This is a genomic window from Nocardioides sp., assembly GCF_047607185.1.
Classification (GTDB): domain Bacteria; phylum Actinomycetota; class Actinomycetes; order Propionibacteriales; family Nocardioidaceae; genus Nocardioides.
Window position 1 is genome coordinate 1 of the sequence record NZ_JASGDQ010000128.1, and the last position, 15,919, is coordinate 15,919.

Genomic DNA, 15,919 nt, shown 5'->3' on the forward strand with positions numbered 1-15,919 from the left:
CCTCGGCGTTTCATGGGTGATCTGGTGACGCGCGGCCTAGGAACGTGAAAGTGCCCGTTCTGCTTGGGAGACTCTGGCTTGCGAAGGTCAGAACCACCGAGCAGATCGGGCACTTATCAAGTGAAGCGTAGCAAGCAGTCGCGTCGGGTCGTGGTCTCTGCGGACGGTGTCGGCGTGGTGTCACATGCTGGGGTCGGGCTGCTCCGCGAGATGGCCGAGTACACCGGCCTGGTCGACGCGGTTACCGAGGTGTTGGCCGATACCTACCGTGGCCCTTGGTTCCATGCACCGGGGCGGGTGTTCACCGATCTGGCGGTCGCGGTCGCTGACGGCGCGGACGCGGTCACCGGCATCCGGGTGCTCGGCGATCGTGAGGGCCTTCATGGTCCGGTGGCCTCGATGCCCACCACGTGGCGGGTCCTGGACAAGGCCGACGACGAGCACCTGCCTGGGTTGAGAACCGCTCGTGCTCATGCACGAGAGCGGGCGTGGGCTGCGGGTGCCGGCCCGGACCTGGACGAGGTGATGTTCACCGAGTTGTGTCTGGACTTCGACGCCACCATCACCATCAGCCACAGCGAGAAGGAGAACGCCGCCGCGACGTGGAAACGCACGTTCGGGTTCCACCCGTTGTTGTGCTTCCTGGACCGCCCCGACATCGCCGCCGGAGAAGCGCTCGCGGGACTGCTACGCGCCGGGAACGCCGGGAGCAACACGGCCGCTGACCACATCACCGTGCTGGACATGGCGATCGAGGCACTGCCCGCCCACGCTCGCCCGGCCTTCGATCCCGACACCGGGACATGGACCGGTCAACGGCTGCTGGCCCGCTCGGACTCGGCCGGCGCGACCCACGCGTTCGCGACAGCGTGTGTCGAGCGTGATGTCGACTTCTCGTTCGGTTTCCCCGTGGATGCGCGGATCCAGGCCATCGTCGACCTCATTCCCGAGTCGTGCTGGCATCCAGCACTCCAAACCGACCGCGGCGATGGCGAGTTGTTCCGTGACGGCGCGTGGGTGGCCGAGGCCACCGGGATGATCGACCTCGGCAACTGGCCGACCGGGTCACGGCTGATCTTGCGCAAGGAACGTCCCCACCCCGGCGCGCAACTCACCTTCACCGACGTCGACGGCATGCGGGTCACCGCGATCCTCACCAACACCCCGGCACACGGGCCCGGTGTGGTGCCCGGGCAAGCCCCCGGGCTCGAACTACGGCACCGGCAACACGCACGCGTCGAAGACCGGATCCGTGAAGCGAAGGCCACCGGGCTGCGGAACCTGCCCTGTCGGGCGTGGAACGAGAACCAAGCGTGGCTCGAGGCCGTCTTGACCGCGGTCGACCTGATCGCGTGGACCAAGAAGATCTGCTTCGCCAACGTGGTCGAACTCGCCCGCTGCGAGATCGCCGCGTTCCGGTACCGCGTCCTGCACGTCGCAGCCCGGATCACCCGCGGCAGCAGGCAGGTCCGACTACGCATCGATGCGACCTGGCGCTGGGCAGTCGAGATCGCCGAAGGCTTCGCGCGACTACGAGCCGCGTTCACCTGACCACCCGCGACCCGCTCGCAGCACCCCAAGGACCCGGAGAACCGCAGCCCGGCAGCGCCAGCCGGCACAACAGCAACCCCTCGACCCAGCCCGAGCCCGTCAAAGGCCAACGACACCCGAAACCGCCACCGCTACGCGGCAGCGTGAAACGCCGAGGCTAATGCCAATGCGCTGACAGACGCAGGTGTGCTACGTAATCGGCGCAGATTCTTGTGCCTCCTCCGCCTCGACGGCCGTGCCATCGCGCAGTGCGCTGATCTGGTTGTCGAGGATGGTGCCGAGCCCGTCGAGGAAGCCGACGATAACGTCGAGCTGGTCGTTGTCATAGTGGCTGACGAGCTGGGCAAGCTGAGCGGTCAGTGGTGCGAACAGCGCCAGGACGTCGTCTTGGCGGGCCGTGGTGGGGCGTAGTTCCCAGCGGCGGCGGTCGTCGGGGTCGCGGACTCTTTCGACGAAACCGGCGGCTTCGAGCCGGTCGGCGACGCCGGTGATCGCACCACCGGTGAGACCGATCAGGTCGGCGAGGTTCTTCGCAGTCAACGGTGCTTCAGCGGCGCGCAGCAGATCCAGGCACTTCAGATCGGTCACCGACAGGCCGAGCTTGGCAGCCAGGTGGTGATGGAACAGCACGGTCTTCGTTGCGAGGTCTCGGCCGAGCCGCTCGGAGACGTCTTGGATGAGGTCGGCCCGGGTGCGTTCGGATGTGAGGGTTGCCACGGCTTGCTATATCCTTTAGATTCTAAACCACTTAGGTACTCGTACATCACCTTACTCGGATGTTGCGAGACACTCAATGGAAGGAGAACGGCATGTCGAAGAAGGGCAGGGCCGGCAAGGCGGAGTGGGAAGCGAAGGTGCCGACATACCGGCAAGAGCTGGCCGAGGGCATCCAGCGGGACGCAGCCGCACGAATGGCTGCATGGACCGCTGCCGGGCGCATCCCATTGCGGGTGCGAATCATGTCTCGGCTCAGAGGACAGCCTGTGCATCTGCCGGAGGATGAGGGCAAATGAGCCCCGCCGGCTCACTGCGGGCGGCATCCGACGGTGCGCGCTCCCGTCGGATGCGGCTCCTGCGGTGAGCATTGAGGGGCTATCCAAGACGTATCCGGGGCGCCCAGAGCCGGCGTTGGATGCCGTGTCTCTGACGGTGGAAGCGGGCGAGATTGTCGGGTTGCTCGGACCGAACGGTGCAGGCAAATCGACTTTGGTCGGCTGCGCCACCACGATGGTCATGCCCAGTGCCGGTCGGGTGCGGATCGCCGGCGTGGACGTCGCCGCGCACCCCGTGCGGGTGAAACGGCTGCTCGGGGTGGTGCCGCAGCACAACACGTTGGACCGCCAAGTCTCCGTGTTCGAGAATCTCTATCTGCACTGCCGGTACTACGGCATCCCTCGGCGGGACGCGCGCGCACGCGCCAATGCGCTGCTGGAAGCCTTCGGCCTCGGCGACCGGGCCACGACCCGGGTCGGTGCGCTCTCCGGTGGTCAGGCTCGTCGGTTGCAGGTTGCGCGCGCCCTGGCTCACGCCCCGCAGGTGGTGTTCCTCGACGAGCCGACGGTCGGACTCGACCCACAGTCGCGGCAGTCGCTGTGGGACCTGCTCGCCGAGCTCCGAGACCACGGGGCCGCAGTCGTGGTCTCGACCCACTATATGGATGAGGCTGACGTGCTCGCCGATCGGGTCGCGGTTATCGACCACGGCCGCATCATCGCGCTGGACACACCCTCTGGGCTCAAAGCCTCTGTCAACGCGGAGACCGCGATCAGCCTCTCCTTCGCCGATACACCTGACGAGACCGCACGGCGGCTGACCCGACTCGGCTGCGTTCGAGCCGTGCGCCAGGAAGAGTCGAACGGGCTCCGGGTGCTCACTGTGGGTGACCCCGACGCGGCCTTGGCTGCCATTGTGGAGGTCGCCGTCGCTGAGCACCCGACCGGTGTCTCCATCGAGCCTGTCACCCTGCAGACCGTCTTCCTCGAACTCACCGGAAGGAACCTGACATGACCGACATCGCCACAACGGCGCCGCTACCCCGGTTTCAGCCTGCCTCGGCCACCGGGCCGGGCGGCGCTGCGTTCCGAGCCATCCTGGGCCGCGACCTGCTCGTGCTGCGCCACGGCCTTGTCGCCTTCATCGTCCAAGTCGCCGTGCAGCCGCTCCTGCTCGTCTTCACCTTCACCTACGTGCTACCGCACGTTGCGGGTTCCGGTTTCGCCGGCTACGGCACGCTCCTGCTGCCCGGACTCATGGCCGCCACCGCGTTCAGCACCGGCATCTCCGCGGTGACCACCCCGCTCGCCCTCGACCTCGGTGGCACCCGGGAGATCGACGACCGCGCTCTCGCACCGATCAGCATCAGCACCCTCGCCCTGGAAAAGATTCTGATCGGCGCCGTCTACGCCTGGATTTCCGGTCTTCTCGTCATCCCGATCGCCATGCTCGTCTCCGCGAACCCCATCGAGCTGCACGTGCAGAGCTGGCCCGTCCTCGTCGCCGCACTTCTCCTCGTCGGCCTCACCGCCTCCGCGCTCGGGCTGGTGATCGGCACCGTGGTGAAACCCCATCAGATCGGCATGCTCTACGGCGTCTTCGTCATCCCGATCCAGTTCCTCGGCTGCACCTACTACCCCTGGTCCGCTCTGCACGACATCCCCTGGGTGCAGGCCCTCACCCTCATCGACCCGCTGACCTACTTCTCAGAAGCCACCCGAGCCGCGATCACCTCCCAGGTCGGTCACCTCCCGACCGGCATCAGCCTAGGAGTGACAGCTATCCTCACTGTCGTCCTCACGTGGACTGGCGTGCGACTGCTCACACGTAGAATCCGTACGTAGACGCCCTGACGGCTCCGCCATGCCCGCTCCGACCTCCACGAGTTCGACAGGCTCATGTCCGCCGAGGCCGACGAACTCAGACAACTCACCGCGAACCGCGACCGCCTCGAACACGAGCAGGATCGGCTCATGCAAGCTCACTACGCCGACGCGATCCCGCTCGCCGTGCTCAAACGAGAACAGGACCGCATCAGCGGAGAACTCGACCTCGTGATCCGCCGCCTCGACGCGCACCACGGCGAGTACACCGACGCCCGCGCGCACCTGGACGACGCGCTCAACCTCTTGGAGCACTGCTCCGACATCTACGCCCGCTGCGACGACACCAACCGTCGCCTCTGCAACCAGGCCTTCTTCACGAAAATCTACGTCGATGAAGACGCGAACCTCCGCGTGGACAACGCTCGCCCATTCGAGATGCTGCTCGACCCCGAGGTCAACGCCGACGCTCTGACCTGGGCCGCAGACGCAGGCAAGGCCCGAACCTCAACCCTTGTTTCGACGGGTCAAAGTTCGAGCCGCGTGCGTTGGGTGCCCCGGGTGAGATTCGAACTCACACTGTATCGGGTTTGAGCCGATCCTCTCTGCCGTTGGAGTACCGGGGCGCGGCGAGCAACGCTACCGGACGCCGTGACGATAGTCGCGGCGACCCCGCATAGGGACATGCCCTAGGCTTCCCGTGTGAGCACGGCCCCCACCCCCACCTCCTCGTCCTCCCGGCTGAGCGTCGTCATCGCTGAGGACGAGGTGCTGATCCGTATGGACCTCGCCGAGATGCTCGCCGAGGAGGGGTACGACGTGGTGGCCCAGGCAGGCGACGGGCAGAGCGCCATCGAGCTGGTCGAGAAGCACCGACCCGATCTGGCGATCCTCGACGTGAAGATGCCGGTGCTCGACGGCATCGCCGCGGCCGAGGTGATCGCCCGGCAGCGGATCGCCCCGGTCGTCATGCTGACCGCGTTCTCCCAGCGTGAGCTGGTCGAGCGCGCCCGCGACGCCGGCGCGATGGCCTATCTCGTGAAGCCGTTCACCGCCAGCGACCTGGTGCCGGCGATCGAGTTGGCGGTGAGCCGCTTCCACGAGCTCACCCACCTCGAGGCCGAGGTCGCCGGGCTCACCGATCGGCTGGAGACCCGCAAGGCGGTCGACCGCGCCAAGGCCCTGCTGCAGGAGCAGCTGGGGCTCACCGAGCCCGAGGCGTTCCGCTGGATCCAGAAGACCGCGATGGACCTGCGGCTGCCGATGCGGCAGGTGGCCGGGGGCGTCATCGAGCACGGCCCGGGCGTGGCCACCGGCGGCGCCTGAGCCAGCTCCCGGTTCGGAGCGAGCGCACGCTCCGAGCCGCCCGAAAGCGGGCCGACGCCGTACGTCTTCGTAACGAGACGGCGCACTACGTAACGGATTTGTCAGGATTCGACCTGCGCGGTGTGGATCTTCTTCCACCACGGGTCGGTTCGGTGTACGTTCCCGCGCAGCGGGTCGGGGTCGGCCGAGTGCCTCGGGAGGGTCGGAGGTCGACACCAGCCCACTGCTGCAGAGATCCCCCACCTCCCGGCGTCCAGCCGGGAGGACTCAAGGAAGTAGGAACGTCTTGCGACGAAACAAGTGGCTCGGCCTCAGCGCCGTAGCAGTCAGCATCGCGCTCGCCGTCTCGGCGTGTGGCAGCTCGGACTCCGAGAGTAGCGGCGACGGCGGCAGCGATGGCGGCAGCTCCGCCGCTGAGGGCATCACCGCCAATATCGGCATCCTCGGCGCGCTCAGCGGCGCCAACGCCTCGGTCGTCATCCCGTCCGCCAACGGCGCCAAGCTCGCCCTCGAGCAGTGGTCGGCGGACCACCCGGACTTCCACATCACGCTCGTCGACGAGGACTCCGAGGGCGACCCGGCCAAGGCCACCCCGCTGGCCACCAAGATGGCCACCGACGACAGCTTCCTGGGCATCATCGGCCCGGCCTTCTCCGGCGAGACCCGGGCGGTCAAGGGCATCCTCACCGACGCCGGCCTGACCGCGATCAGCCAGTCCGCCACCGCGACCGACCTCACCCTGGAGGACCCCTCGCCGGTCTTCCACCGGGTCGTCGGCTACGACGAGATCCAGGGCGCCGCGATCGCGAAGTACATCACCGACGTGCTCGGCTCGACCAAGACCTTCGTCGTCGACGACTCCACCACCTACGGCCAGCCGCTGGCCGAGAAGGTGAAGTCGGTGCTCGGCTCGGTCGTGACCGGCTCGGACAAGACCCAGGAGAAGCAGACCGACTTCTCCGCGGTCGTCTCCAAGGTGACCGCCGCCGCTCCCGACACCGTCTTCTACGCCGGGTACGCCGCCGAGGCCGGCCCGTTCCTGAAGCAGTTGCGCGACGCCGGCTTCGAGGGCAACTTCATCGGTGGCGACGGCCTCTACGGCGCCGACTTCCCGAAGGCCGCCGGTGAGGCTGCCGAGGGCGCCATCGTGACCTGCCCGTGCATCCCCGGCGAACAGGCCGGTGGCACCTTCGCCGCCGACTACCAGGCGATGTTCGGCGAGGCTCCCGGCGCCTACGCCGCCGAGGGCTTCGACGCCATGACGATCTTCCTCAAGGCCTTCGAGTCGGGTGCCAGCACCCGCGAGGAGGTCGAGGAGTTCGTCGACAGCTACGAGGGCCAGGGTCTGACCAAGACCTACAAGTTCGACGAGAAGGGCGACGTCGCCGAGAGCAATGTCGTCGTGTGGGCCTACAAGGTCCAGGACGGGACGCTGGTTGCCGACCAGGAGATCTCCCTCGGCTGAGGCCGTCAAGCATGACCAGCGGGGCGGTCGGGACCACTCCTGACCGCCTCGCTGTGTCCCTGTCCTTGGCACACTCAGTCGACCGGAGGGACCATGAACTTCTCTGACCTGTTCCACCACTTCGGCGACCTCACCGTGGACGGCCTGACCAAGGGCTCGATCTACGCGCTGGTCGCGCTCGGCTACACGCTCGTCTATGGCGTGCTGAAGCTGATCAACTTCGCGCACTCCGAGGTCTTCATGACCGGCACCTGGACCGTGCTCGGCGCCTATACGCTGTTCGGCGCCGACGAGAAGTCGGGCGTCGCGATCGCCGTCGTCGCCACGCTCGCGGCCTTCGTCCTGGCTCCGCTCGCCTCGGCCGGCACCGCGCTGGCGGTCGAGCGGGTCGCCTATCGTCCGCTGCGCCGCAAGGGTGCGCCACCACTGATCTTCCTGATCACCGCGATCGGCTGCTCGATGGTGCTGACCGAGGTCTTCGGCCAGGTGCTGCACGCCTTCTTCGGCCAGCCGTTCGGCCGGGCGGCGGTCAGCATCCCGACGCTGATCCCCACCCGCACCTGGATCGACGTCGGCTTCATGTCGATCACGAACGTGCAACTCCTGGTGATCATCGGCGCCATCGTCATGATGATCTGCCTGGACGCCTTCGTGAACCGCTCCCGGCTGGGTCGCGGCGTCCGTGCCGTCGCCCAGGACCCCGACACCGCCGCGCTGATGGGCGTCAACCAGGACCGCGTCATCATGCTCATCTTCGTCCTCGGCGGCGCGATGGCCGGTGTCGCGGCGGTGCTCTACACGATCCAGTACGACATCACGAAGTTCGACATCGGCTTCCTGATCGGCGTCAAGGCCTTCACTGCGGCGGTGCTCGGCGGCATCGGAAACCTACGAGGCGCGCTCGTCGGCGGCCTGTTGCTCGGCGTCGTCGAGGTCTACTCCTCGACGCTGTTCGCCTCACAGTGGGAGGACGTCACGGCGTTCGTGATCCTCATCCTCGTCCTCATGATCCGACCCACCGGCATCCTCGGTGAGTCCCTGGCGAAGGCACGCGCATGAACCAGATCAGCGACACCTGGAAGCGGCTGGCCATTCGCGACCGATGGGAGACCGCTCCGAAGTGGGCGCAGATGCTCATCGCCGCCGTACTGCTGGCCTTCTTCATCTACCTGCCGTTCATCGGCGGGCCGCTCAACTTCATCCGCACCGACAGCGGCACCGGCGGCTCCGACTGGTCGGGCGTGCTGACCAATGTCGCCATCTACATGGTCATCGCGATCGGCCTGAACGTGGTGATCGGCCTGGCCGGCCTGCTCGACCTGGGCTATGTCGGCTTCTACGCGCTCGGCGCCTACTCCGTGGCCCTCTTCGGGTCGCCCGAGTCGCCGGTCACCAAGAAGTTCGTCGAGTGGTTCGGGCTCTCCGAGGGCTGGGCGGTGCCCTTCGTGGCCTGCATTCCCATCGCGATCGCGTTCGCACTGGCCGCCGGCGTGATCCTCGGTGCCCCGACACTGCGGCTGCGAGGCGACTACCTCGCGATCGTGACGATGGGCTTCGGCGAGATCATCCGGATCTTCATGCGCAACGCGACTCCGGTCACCGGCGGTCCCAACGGCGTCATCGGCATCCCGCGCCCGCCCGGGCCGGAGATCGACGGCCGGTCCTACTTCAACCTCATCGACGGCTACCGGTGGTACTGGCTGGTGCTGGCGGTGCTGATCCTCGTCATCTGGCTGACCCGCCGGCTGGAGAACAGCCGGGTGGGCCGGTCCTGGCTCGCCATTCGCGAGGACGAGGACGCCGCGGCAGTGATGGGCGTCAACGGGCTGAAGTACAAGCTGTGGGCCTTCGCCATCGGCGCCACCCTCGGTGCCATCGCCGGCATGTTGTTCGCCAGCAAGCAAGGCACCGTCGAGCCCAACGGCTTCGCCCTCAACCTGTCCTTCCTGTTCGTGGCGATGGTGGTCATCGGCGGCTCGGGCAACATGGTCGGCGTGCTGATCGGCGCCTTCCTGATCACCTACCTGCCGGAGCGGTTCCGCTGGTTCAACGAGTGGCGGCCGTTCGCCTTCGGCGTCGCGCTGGTGACCATCATGGTGCTGCGCCCGCAGGGCCTGGTCCCCAACAGACGCCGGGCACGAGAGCTCGAGGACCGCAAGGTCGAGGCCGAGGAGGTGGCCGCCGATGCCTGACACCGCGCAGAACGAGGACCGCAGGGTCCTGCTGGAGGTCGACCACGTCACGCTGCGCTTCGGCGGCGTGGTCGCGCTCAACGACGTCGACTTCACGATCCGCGAGGGCGAGATCCTCGGCCTGATCGGCCCCAACGGCGCCGGCAAGACCACCTGCTTCAACGCCATGACGGGTGTCTACAAGCCGACCGAGGGACAGATCCGGTTCGACGGCCAGGTGATCAGCGGCCGCAAGCCGTTCCAGATCAACGCCCTGGGCATCGCCCGGACGTTCCAGAACATCCGGCTCTTCCCGGAGATGTCGGCCCTGGAGAACGTCATGGTCGGCGTCGACGCCCGCCACAAGACCAGCGTGCTGGGTGCGCTGTTCAAGCTCTATCCGCGCGTGCGGGTCGACCCGGTCGATCTGCCACGCAACCCGGTCAAGCGGGCGTTCTCCGAGGCTGTCGGCGTCAGCCGCCATTACGCCGAGGAGAAGGCCGGTCGGCGCAAGGCGATGGAGTTGCTGCGCTTCGTCGGCATCGCCGACCGGGCCCACGAGCTGGCCAAGAACCTGCCCTACGGCTACCAGCGGCGGCTCGAGATCGCCCGCGCGATGGCGACCGACCCCAAGCTGCTCTGTCTGGACGAGCCGGCGGCCGGGTTCAACCCGGCCGAGAAGGAGGACCTGATGGGGCTCATCCGTCAGATCCGTGACCGGGGCCTGACCGTGCTCCTCATCGAGCACGACATGAAGCTCGTCATGGGAGTCACCGACCGGATCGTGGTGCTGGAGTTCGGCACCAAGATCGCCGACGGACTGCCGTCGGAGGTCGCCCGCAACCCGAAGGTCATCGCCGCCTACCTGGGAGAACCCGATGAGTCTGCTTCAGCTTGAGAACGTCGTCCTCACCTACGGCAAGATCGAGGCGCTGCACGGGCTGACCTTCGACGTCGAGGAGGGCGAGGTCGTCGCGCTGATCGGCGCCAACGGCGCCGGCAAGACCTCGACCATGCGAGCGATCTCCGGGGTGAGGGGCCTGCACGCGGGCAAGATCCTCTTCGACGGCCAGGACGTCACCCGGCTCCGCGCCGACCAGCGGATGCGCAAGGGCCTCTGCCTCGCCCCCGAGGGGCGCGGCATCTTCCCGGGCATGACGGTCACCGAGAACCTCGACATGGGCGCCTACACCCGCCGTGACAGGGCGGCCGTCGCCGAGGACCTCGAGCGGGTCTTCTCCCTCTTCCCGCGGCTGCAGGAGCGACGCAAGCAGGTCGCCGGCACCATGTCCGGCGGTGAGCAGCAGATGCTCGCCATCGGCCGGGCGCTGATGTCGCGGCCCAAGCTGCTGCTCCTCGACGAGCCGTCGATGGGGCTCGCACCGATGCTGATCCAGCAGATCTTCGGCATCATCAGCGAGATCAACGGGCAGGGCACCACGGTGCTGGTGGTCGAGCAGAACGCCAAGCAGGCGCTCTCCCTCGCCCACCGTGCCTTCGTCCTGGAGACCGGCTCCATCGTCAAGAGCGGCACCGGGCCGGAGCTCCTCGTCGACCCGACCGTGCGCGAGGCCTACCTGGGCGTCGCCTGAGCCGCCCCGAGCGTCAAGGCGTCAGGGTCCCGGTCCGAATGACCCCCTGGGGGGTCGCGGACCGGGACCCGGGTCCCCTAGCCTGGTGCCGGGGGCCCACCAAGACACGGACTTGGAAAGGCAGGGAGGCTGATGAGCCGTTCGCCGGTGACGCTGCGCGAGGCAGTAGTCGGTGACGCGGGGTTCCTGGCGGGAGTCTGGCAGGAATCGCTGCGCCGCGCCGACCGTAGCGAGCAGATCGCCGACCTCGAGGTCGTGATCAAGACCGCCGCCGCCTCGCCCGAGGAGCGGCTGCTGATCGCCGAGTACGCCGGCGAGCCGGCCGGTGCGGTCTACCTGCGGATCTCCCCGTTGACCCCGCTCAACCCGGAGCCGACCTTGCAGGCGCTGCATCCCCACGTGGTCCCGAGCCTGCGACGCAAGGGCGTGGGCCGCGCGCTGATGGACGCGGCGGTGACCTTCGCCGAGGACCACGGGCTGTCCCACATCGCCACGGCCGCGCCGTCCGGGTCGCGCGACGCCAACCGGTTCCTGGCCAGGCTCGCGATGGGCCCCCAGTCAGTGCTGCGGGTGGCCGCCACCCACGCCGTACGGGCAAAGCTCAACGCCCAGTTCACCGCTCAGCTGCCGCCCAGCCGCCGCCTGGGCTACCGGCCGCAGCGGGTGCTGGCCGCCCGCCGCTCGATGCGCCGCACCCAGGCGCTCTGAGCGCCTACTCCGGCATCGGCACCAGCGCGCAGGTGATCCGCGAGGTGCAGACCCGCTTGCCCTGCTCGTTGGTGATGACCACGTCGTAGGCGGCGCTGGTGCGGCCCAGATGGATCGCGGTGGCGGTCCCCGTCACCACGCCCGAGGTCATCGCGCGGTGGTGGGTGGCGTTGATGTCGACGCCGACGCTCAACTTGCTCATCCCGAAGGCGTGGACGCCCGATCCCACCGAGCCGAGCGTCTCGGCCAGCGCCACCGAGGCACCGCCGTGGAGCAGGCCGTAGGGCTGGGTGTTGTCCTCGACCGGCATGGTGCCGACCACCCGCCGCGAGGAGACCTCGACCAGCTCGATGCCCAGCTTCTCGTTGAGTCGCCCCATGCCCTGCGGCAGCGCCGCCAGGAAGGTGGGGATGTCGATCTGGGCGTCCGGCTGTTCGGTCATATCGCTCATTCTGGCGCTCGGCGGCTGACGATAGGGTCGGGGGGTGTCCGACTCCACGTCCGAGCCCTCGCGCCTGCTCCTCCTGGATGGTCACTCGCTGGCCTACCGGGCCTTCTTCGCGCTGCCCGTGGACAACTTCACGACCGCGACCGGGCAGCACACCAACGCCGTCTACGGGTTCACCTCAATGCTCGCCAATGTGCTGCGCGACGAGCGGCCCACCCATGTCGCGGTCGCCTTCGACGTGTCCCGGCAGACCTTCCGGCTGGCGGAGTACAGCGACTACAAGGCCAAGCGCAACAAGACCCCCGACGAGTTCCGCAGCCAGCTGCCGCTCATCGAGGCGATGCTGTCGGCCTGGCGTATCCCCTTCCTCAAGCTCGACGGCTACGAGGCCGACGACATCATCGCGACGCTGACCACCCAGGCGCTCGACGCGGGCATGGAGGTGCTGGTCCTGACCGGGGATCGTGACTCGCTGCAGCTGGTCACGGACCGCTCCACCGTGCTCTATCCCATGCGCGGCGTCTCCGACCTGGCCCGGATGACACCGGCCACGGTCGAGGAGAAGTACGGCGTCCCCCCCGAGCGCTATCCCGAGCTGGCCGCCCTGGTGGGGGAGGACAGCGACAACCTGCCCGGCGTGCCCGGGGTCGGCCCGAAGACCGCCGCCAAGTGGATCGCGACCTACGACGGCCTCGACAACGTCATCACCCACGCCGACAAGATCACCGGCAAGGCCGGCGACTCGCTGCGCGACCACCTCGGCGACGTCATCCGCAACCGGCGGCTCAACGCACTGGTCCGCGACCTCGCCCTCGGCGTCACCCCCGGCGACCTGGCCCGGCAGGAGTGGGACCGGCAGGTCGCGCTGGAGCTGCTCGACGAGCTGGAGTTCCGCGGCGAGCTGCGCACCCGCATCCTCGACGTACTCGCTCCCACCGAGGAGCCGGAGGCCGAGGCCGGCTTCGACCTGGCCGGGGAGACCCTCGGTCAGGGAGAGGTCGCCGCCTTCCTCGGCTCGCTCGGCGAGGCTCCCGTCGGCCTCCACGTCAAGGGGGACTGGGGATCGGGCACCGGGCGCGTCGACGGACTGGCGTTCGCCTCGGCGGCCGGGCCGGTGGCCTACCTCGCCGTGGAGACCCTCGGCCAGGAGGACGACGCCGCGTTGGCCCGCTGGCTCGCCGACCCCGCCAGGCCGAAGGCGATCCACGACGCCAAGGGGCCGCTGCTCGCTATCGAGGCACAGGGCTGGACGCTGGCCGGACTGACCACCGACACCGCGCTGGCGGCCTACCTGGTGCAGCCCGACCAGCGCTCCTACGACCTGGCTGATCTGACGCTGCGCTACCTCAAGCGCGAGCTGCGCCCCGAGACCGACAGCGACCAGGGCATGTTGTTCGACGAGGACGACGACGTCGCCCGGGTCGCCATGCTGCGTGCCCGCGCCACCCTCGACCTGGCCGAGGCGCTGGCCGGCGAGGTGGAGCGAGCCGGCGGCACCCGGCTGCTCACCGAGATCGAGCAGCCGCTGCTGGGGCTGCTGGCACGGATGGAGCAGACCGGCATCGCCGTCGACGTCGAGCACCTGGAGGACCTCGAGAGCCACTTCGGTGCCGAGGTGCGCGACGCCGCGCAGAAGGCCTACGACATCATCGGCAAGGAGATCAACCTCGGCTCGCCCAAGCAGCTCCAGGTGGTGCTCTTCGACGAGCTCGACATGCCCAGGACCAAGCGCACCAAGACCGGCTGGACCACCGACGCAGACGCTCTGCAAGGACTGTTGGGCAAGGTCGAGCCCGACTCCGTCGGCGACGTGTTCTTGCGCTCGCTGCTGCGCCACCGCGACGTCACCCGGCTGCGGGTGACCATCGAGGGCCTGCTCAAGACGGTGCAGGGGGATGGGAGAATCCACACCACCTTCAACCAGACCATCGCGGCGACCGGGCGGCTCTCGAGCACCGAGCCCAATCTGCAGAACATCCCCGTCCGCACCGAGGAGGGCCGCCGGATCCGGCAGGCCTTCATTGTGGGGTCCGAGGCCGGCGACGCCTTTGAGTGCCTGATGACCGCCGACTACAGCCAGATCGAGATGCGGATCATGGCCCATCTCTCGCAGGACGCCCTGTTGATCGAGGCGTTCAAGTCCGGCCAGGACTTCCATACCATCACCGCGCAGCGGGTCTTCGGCGTGAGCGAGGTGGGCCCGGAGCAGCGGGCCAAGATCAAGGCGATGAACTACGGCCTCGCCTACGGCCTCTCCGCCTTCGGCCTCTCCCAGCAGCTCGGCATCGAGCCCGCCGAGGCGCGGGTGCTGATGGAGGACTACTTCTTGACCTTCGGCGGCGTCCGCGACTACCTCGCCGGCGTGGTCGACGAGGCCCGCAAAACCGGCTTCACCGAGACCATCATGGGCCGGCGCCGCTACCTTCCCGACCTCACCAGCGACAACCGGCAGCGCCGCGAGATGGCCGAGCGGATGGCGCTCAACGCCCCCATCCAGGGCTCCGCCGCTGACCTGATCAAGGTCGCCATGTTGCAGACCCGGCAGGCGATGGACGAGGCCGGACTGCGCTCACGGATGCTGCTGCAGGTCCACGACGAGCTCGTGCTCGAGGTGGCGCCGGGAGAGCGTGACGCGCTGGACGCGCTGGTGCGCGAGCAGATGGGCAGCGCCGCCGATCTGCTGGTCCCGCTCGACGTTTCCGTCGGCACCGGCAGGAGCTGGCACGACGCGGCGCACTAGTGGTCCTCTCTGGAAGTTCGTGGGGGGTATGCGTGGATCCAGGTGCGCGCCGCGCAAGGCGGCGTCGCGACGGCATACCGGGCGTCTTCCGAGCGGCGCCAACGCCGCGATGGGTGTGCCTGGGCCGCGCAGACCCGGGACGAACTTCCGGAGACGACCACTAGCTACTCGACGGTGACGAAGTCGATGAGCTCCTCGACCCGGCCCAGCAGAGCCGGCTCGAGGTCGTCGTAGGACCTGACCTTCGACAGAATGTACTGCCAGGCCCGGGCGATATCGGCCTGGTCCCGGTGTGGCCAGCCGAGATGCTGGCATACCCCCTTCTTCCACTCGACATTGCGCGGGATGGTGGGCCAGCCGCGCAGCCCGAGTCGGTCGGGCTTGACCGCCTGCCAGATGTCGATGAACGGATGGCCGAGGATCAGCACGTGCCTCCCGACGGGGGAGCGGACGATCGAGTCGGCGATGCGCGACTCCTTCGACCCCCGGACCAGGTGGTCCACCAGCACCCCGACCCGGCGCTGAGGCCCGGGCTTGAAGGCCACCAGGTGGTCGGCCAGGTCGTCGACGCCGCCGAGGTACTCCACGACCACGCCCTCGATGCGCAGGTCGTCGCCCCACACCCGCTCCACCAGCTCGGCGTCGTGGCGGCCCTCGACGAAGATCCGGCTCTCCCGGGCCACCCTTGCCGGGGCGTTCGGCACCGCGATGGAGCCGGACGCGGTCCGCTGGGTTGCCGCGGGGGCGGCGGTGCGCACCGGGGCGGTGAGGATGACCGGGCGGCCTTCCAGCAGGAAGCCCGGCCCGAGCGGGAAGGTACGACGCCGGCCGCGCCGGTCCTCCAGCGTCAGCGTGTCGAGATCGCGATCCACGGCGACGATCTCGCCGCACCAGTCGGTCATGACCTCCTCGACCACCGCACCGATCTCGGCAGGTGCCTCGACGGCCCGGCCGTTCCTGGGGGCACGCCAGTCGCCGGCGAGGACATCGGAGCCGTAGCGGTCAGCCATGGCCACCATTGTCACAGCAGCCACTCCTGTCACAGCGCAGCGACCCGCCACCACGCGCTGTCAGGCCAGCGGCAGGCCTCGCTCCGAGGGCG

The 15,919-nt window shown here is 68.4% G+C and carries 15 protein-coding genes and 1 tRNA gene; 12 read left to right on the plus strand and 4 right to left on the minus strand.

Going from position 1 to position 15,919, the window contains the following annotated elements; translation table 11 throughout:
- The first annotated feature begins 120 nt into the window (after positions 1-120).
- On the plus strand, positions 121-1,551 hold the full coding sequence (locus QM595_RS15105) for an IS1380 family transposase (RefSeq protein WP_415172399.1): 1,431 nt from the start codon (positions 121-123) through the stop codon (positions 1,549-1,551).
- Positions 1,552-1,740: 189 nt separating this feature from the next.
- Here QM595_RS15105 and QM595_RS15110 read toward each other — a convergent pair whose 3' ends face one another.
- A complete protein-coding gene (locus tag QM595_RS15110) occupies positions 1,741-2,181 on the minus strand; it encodes a MarR family winged helix-turn-helix transcriptional regulator (protein WP_415172400.1) in 441 nt (146 codons plus the stop codon).
- Between the two features lie 179 nt (positions 2,182-2,360).
- Here QM595_RS15110 and QM595_RS15115 point away from each other — a divergent pair, with 179 nt between their 5' ends.
- The 3 genes from QM595_RS15115 (at position 2,361) to QM595_RS15125 (ending at position 4,388) form a co-directional block, all read left to right on the plus strand.
- Positions 2,361-2,564, plus strand: a complete 204-nt coding sequence (locus QM595_RS15115) for a hypothetical protein (protein WP_415172401.1) — start codon at positions 2,361-2,363, stop codon at positions 2,562-2,564.
- A gap of 64 nt (positions 2,565-2,628) precedes the next feature.
- A complete protein-coding gene (locus QM595_RS15120) occupies positions 2,629-3,558 on the plus strand; it encodes an ABC transporter ATP-binding protein (RefSeq protein WP_415172402.1) in 930 nt (309 codons plus the stop codon).
- Positions 3,555-4,388: an ABC transporter permease gene (locus QM595_RS15125; RefSeq protein WP_415172403.1), complete on the plus strand. Its 834-nt coding sequence runs from the start codon at positions 3,555-3,557 to the stop codon at positions 4,386-4,388. Before QM595_RS15120 ends, QM595_RS15125 begins: the two co-directional genes overlap by 4 nt.
- Positions 4,389-4,920: 532 nt before the next feature.
- Here QM595_RS15125 and QM595_RS15130 read toward each other — a convergent pair.
- Positions 4,921-4,993, minus strand: a tRNA-Leu gene (locus tag QM595_RS15130).
- A gap of 76 nt (positions 4,994-5,069) precedes the next feature.
- On the opposite strand from QM595_RS15130, the gene QM595_RS15135 reads away from it, so the two are divergent.
- The 7 genes from QM595_RS15135 to QM595_RS15165 all read left to right on the plus strand — a co-directional run bounded on the left by QM595_RS15135 (position 5,070) and on the right by QM595_RS15165 (position 11,629).
- The gene (locus QM595_RS15135) at positions 5,070-5,693 is read left to right on the plus strand and encodes an ANTAR domain-containing response regulator (RefSeq protein ID WP_415172404.1); all 624 of its coding nucleotides are present in this window, start codon (positions 5,070-5,072) and stop codon (positions 5,691-5,693) included.
- Positions 5,694-5,979: 286 nt separating this feature from the next.
- Complete coding sequence (locus QM595_RS15140) at positions 5,980-7,158, plus strand: branched-chain amino acid ABC transporter substrate-binding protein (protein ID WP_415172405.1); 1,179 nt, start codon at positions 5,980-5,982, stop codon at positions 7,156-7,158.
- Between the two features lie 93 nt (positions 7,159-7,251).
- Entirely contained in the window at positions 7,252-8,217 is a 966-nt protein-coding gene (locus tag QM595_RS15145; protein WP_415172406.1) for a branched-chain amino acid ABC transporter permease, read from the plus strand.
- On the plus strand, positions 8,214-9,350 hold the full coding sequence (locus tag QM595_RS15150; RefSeq protein ID WP_415172407.1) for a branched-chain amino acid ABC transporter permease: 1,137 nt from the start codon (positions 8,214-8,216) through the stop codon (positions 9,348-9,350). Before QM595_RS15145 ends, QM595_RS15150 begins: the two co-directional genes overlap by 4 nt.
- Positions 9,343-10,227, plus strand: a complete 885-nt coding sequence (locus QM595_RS15155; RefSeq protein WP_415172408.1) for an ABC transporter ATP-binding protein — start codon at positions 9,343-9,345, stop codon at positions 10,225-10,227. The genes QM595_RS15150 and QM595_RS15155 overlap by 8 nt, the downstream gene beginning before the upstream one ends.
- Complete coding sequence (locus QM595_RS15160) at positions 10,208-10,921, plus strand: ABC transporter ATP-binding protein (RefSeq protein ID WP_415172409.1); 714 nt, start codon at positions 10,208-10,210, stop codon at positions 10,919-10,921. Before QM595_RS15155 ends, QM595_RS15160 begins: the two co-directional genes overlap by 20 nt.
- 132 nt (positions 10,922-11,053) lie before the next feature.
- Positions 11,054-11,629: a GNAT family N-acetyltransferase gene (locus QM595_RS15165; RefSeq protein ID WP_415172410.1), complete on the plus strand. Its 576-nt coding sequence runs from the start codon at positions 11,054-11,056 to the stop codon at positions 11,627-11,629.
- 4 nt (positions 11,630-11,633) lie between these two features.
- Here the strand turns inward: QM595_RS15165 and QM595_RS15170 are convergent, their stop codons facing one another.
- Positions 11,634-12,071: a hotdog fold thioesterase gene (locus QM595_RS15170; protein ID WP_415172411.1), complete on the minus strand. Its 438-nt coding sequence runs from the start codon at positions 12,069-12,071 to the stop codon at positions 11,634-11,636.
- A gap of 43 nt (positions 12,072-12,114) precedes the next feature.
- Here QM595_RS15170 and polA point away from each other — a divergent pair, with 43 nt between their 5' ends.
- Complete coding sequence (polA, locus tag QM595_RS15175; protein ID WP_415172412.1) at positions 12,115-14,817, plus strand: DNA polymerase I; 2,703 nt, start codon at positions 12,115-12,117, stop codon at positions 14,815-14,817.
- A 164-nt stretch (positions 14,818-14,981) separates the two neighbouring features.
- Here polA and QM595_RS15180 read toward each other — a convergent pair whose 3' ends face one another.
- Complete coding sequence (locus tag QM595_RS15180; RefSeq protein WP_415172413.1) at positions 14,982-15,827, minus strand: DUF3097 domain-containing protein; 846 nt, start codon at positions 15,825-15,827, stop codon at positions 14,982-14,984.
- Between the last annotated feature and the right edge of the window lie 92 nt (positions 15,828-15,919).

What these genes read in the sequence shown, in the direction of transcription:
- QM595_RS15180 (WP_415172413.1), bottom strand. Translation starts at nt 15,827, where the DNA reads ATGGCTGACCGCTACGGCTCCGATGTCCTCGCCGGCGACTGGCGTGCC.
- QM595_RS15125 (WP_415172403.1), top strand. Translation starts at nt 3,555, where the DNA reads ATGACCGACATCGCCACAACGGCGCCGCTACCCCGGTTTCAGCCTGCC.
- QM595_RS15165 (WP_415172410.1), top strand. Translation starts at nt 11,054, where the DNA reads ATGAGCCGTTCGCCGGTGACGCTGCGCGAGGCAGTAGTCGGTGACGCG.
- QM595_RS15160 (WP_415172409.1), top strand. Translation starts at nt 10,208, where the DNA reads ATGAGTCTGCTTCAGCTTGAGAACGTCGTCCTCACCTACGGCAAGATC.
- QM595_RS15170 (WP_415172411.1), bottom strand. Translation starts at nt 12,071, where the DNA reads ATGACCGAACAGCCGGACGCCCAGATCGACATCCCCACCTTCCTGGCG.
- QM595_RS15155 (WP_415172408.1), top strand. Translation starts at nt 9,343, where the DNA reads ATGCCTGACACCGCGCAGAACGAGGACCGCAGGGTCCTGCTGGAGGTC.
- QM595_RS15150 (WP_415172407.1), top strand. Translation starts at nt 8,214, where the DNA reads ATGAACCAGATCAGCGACACCTGGAAGCGGCTGGCCATTCGCGACCGA.
- QM595_RS15145 (WP_415172406.1), top strand. Translation starts at nt 7,252, where the DNA reads ATGAACTTCTCTGACCTGTTCCACCACTTCGGCGACCTCACCGTGGAC.
- QM595_RS15115 (WP_415172401.1), top strand. Translation starts at nt 2,361, where the DNA reads ATGTCGAAGAAGGGCAGGGCCGGCAAGGCGGAGTGGGAAGCGAAGGTG.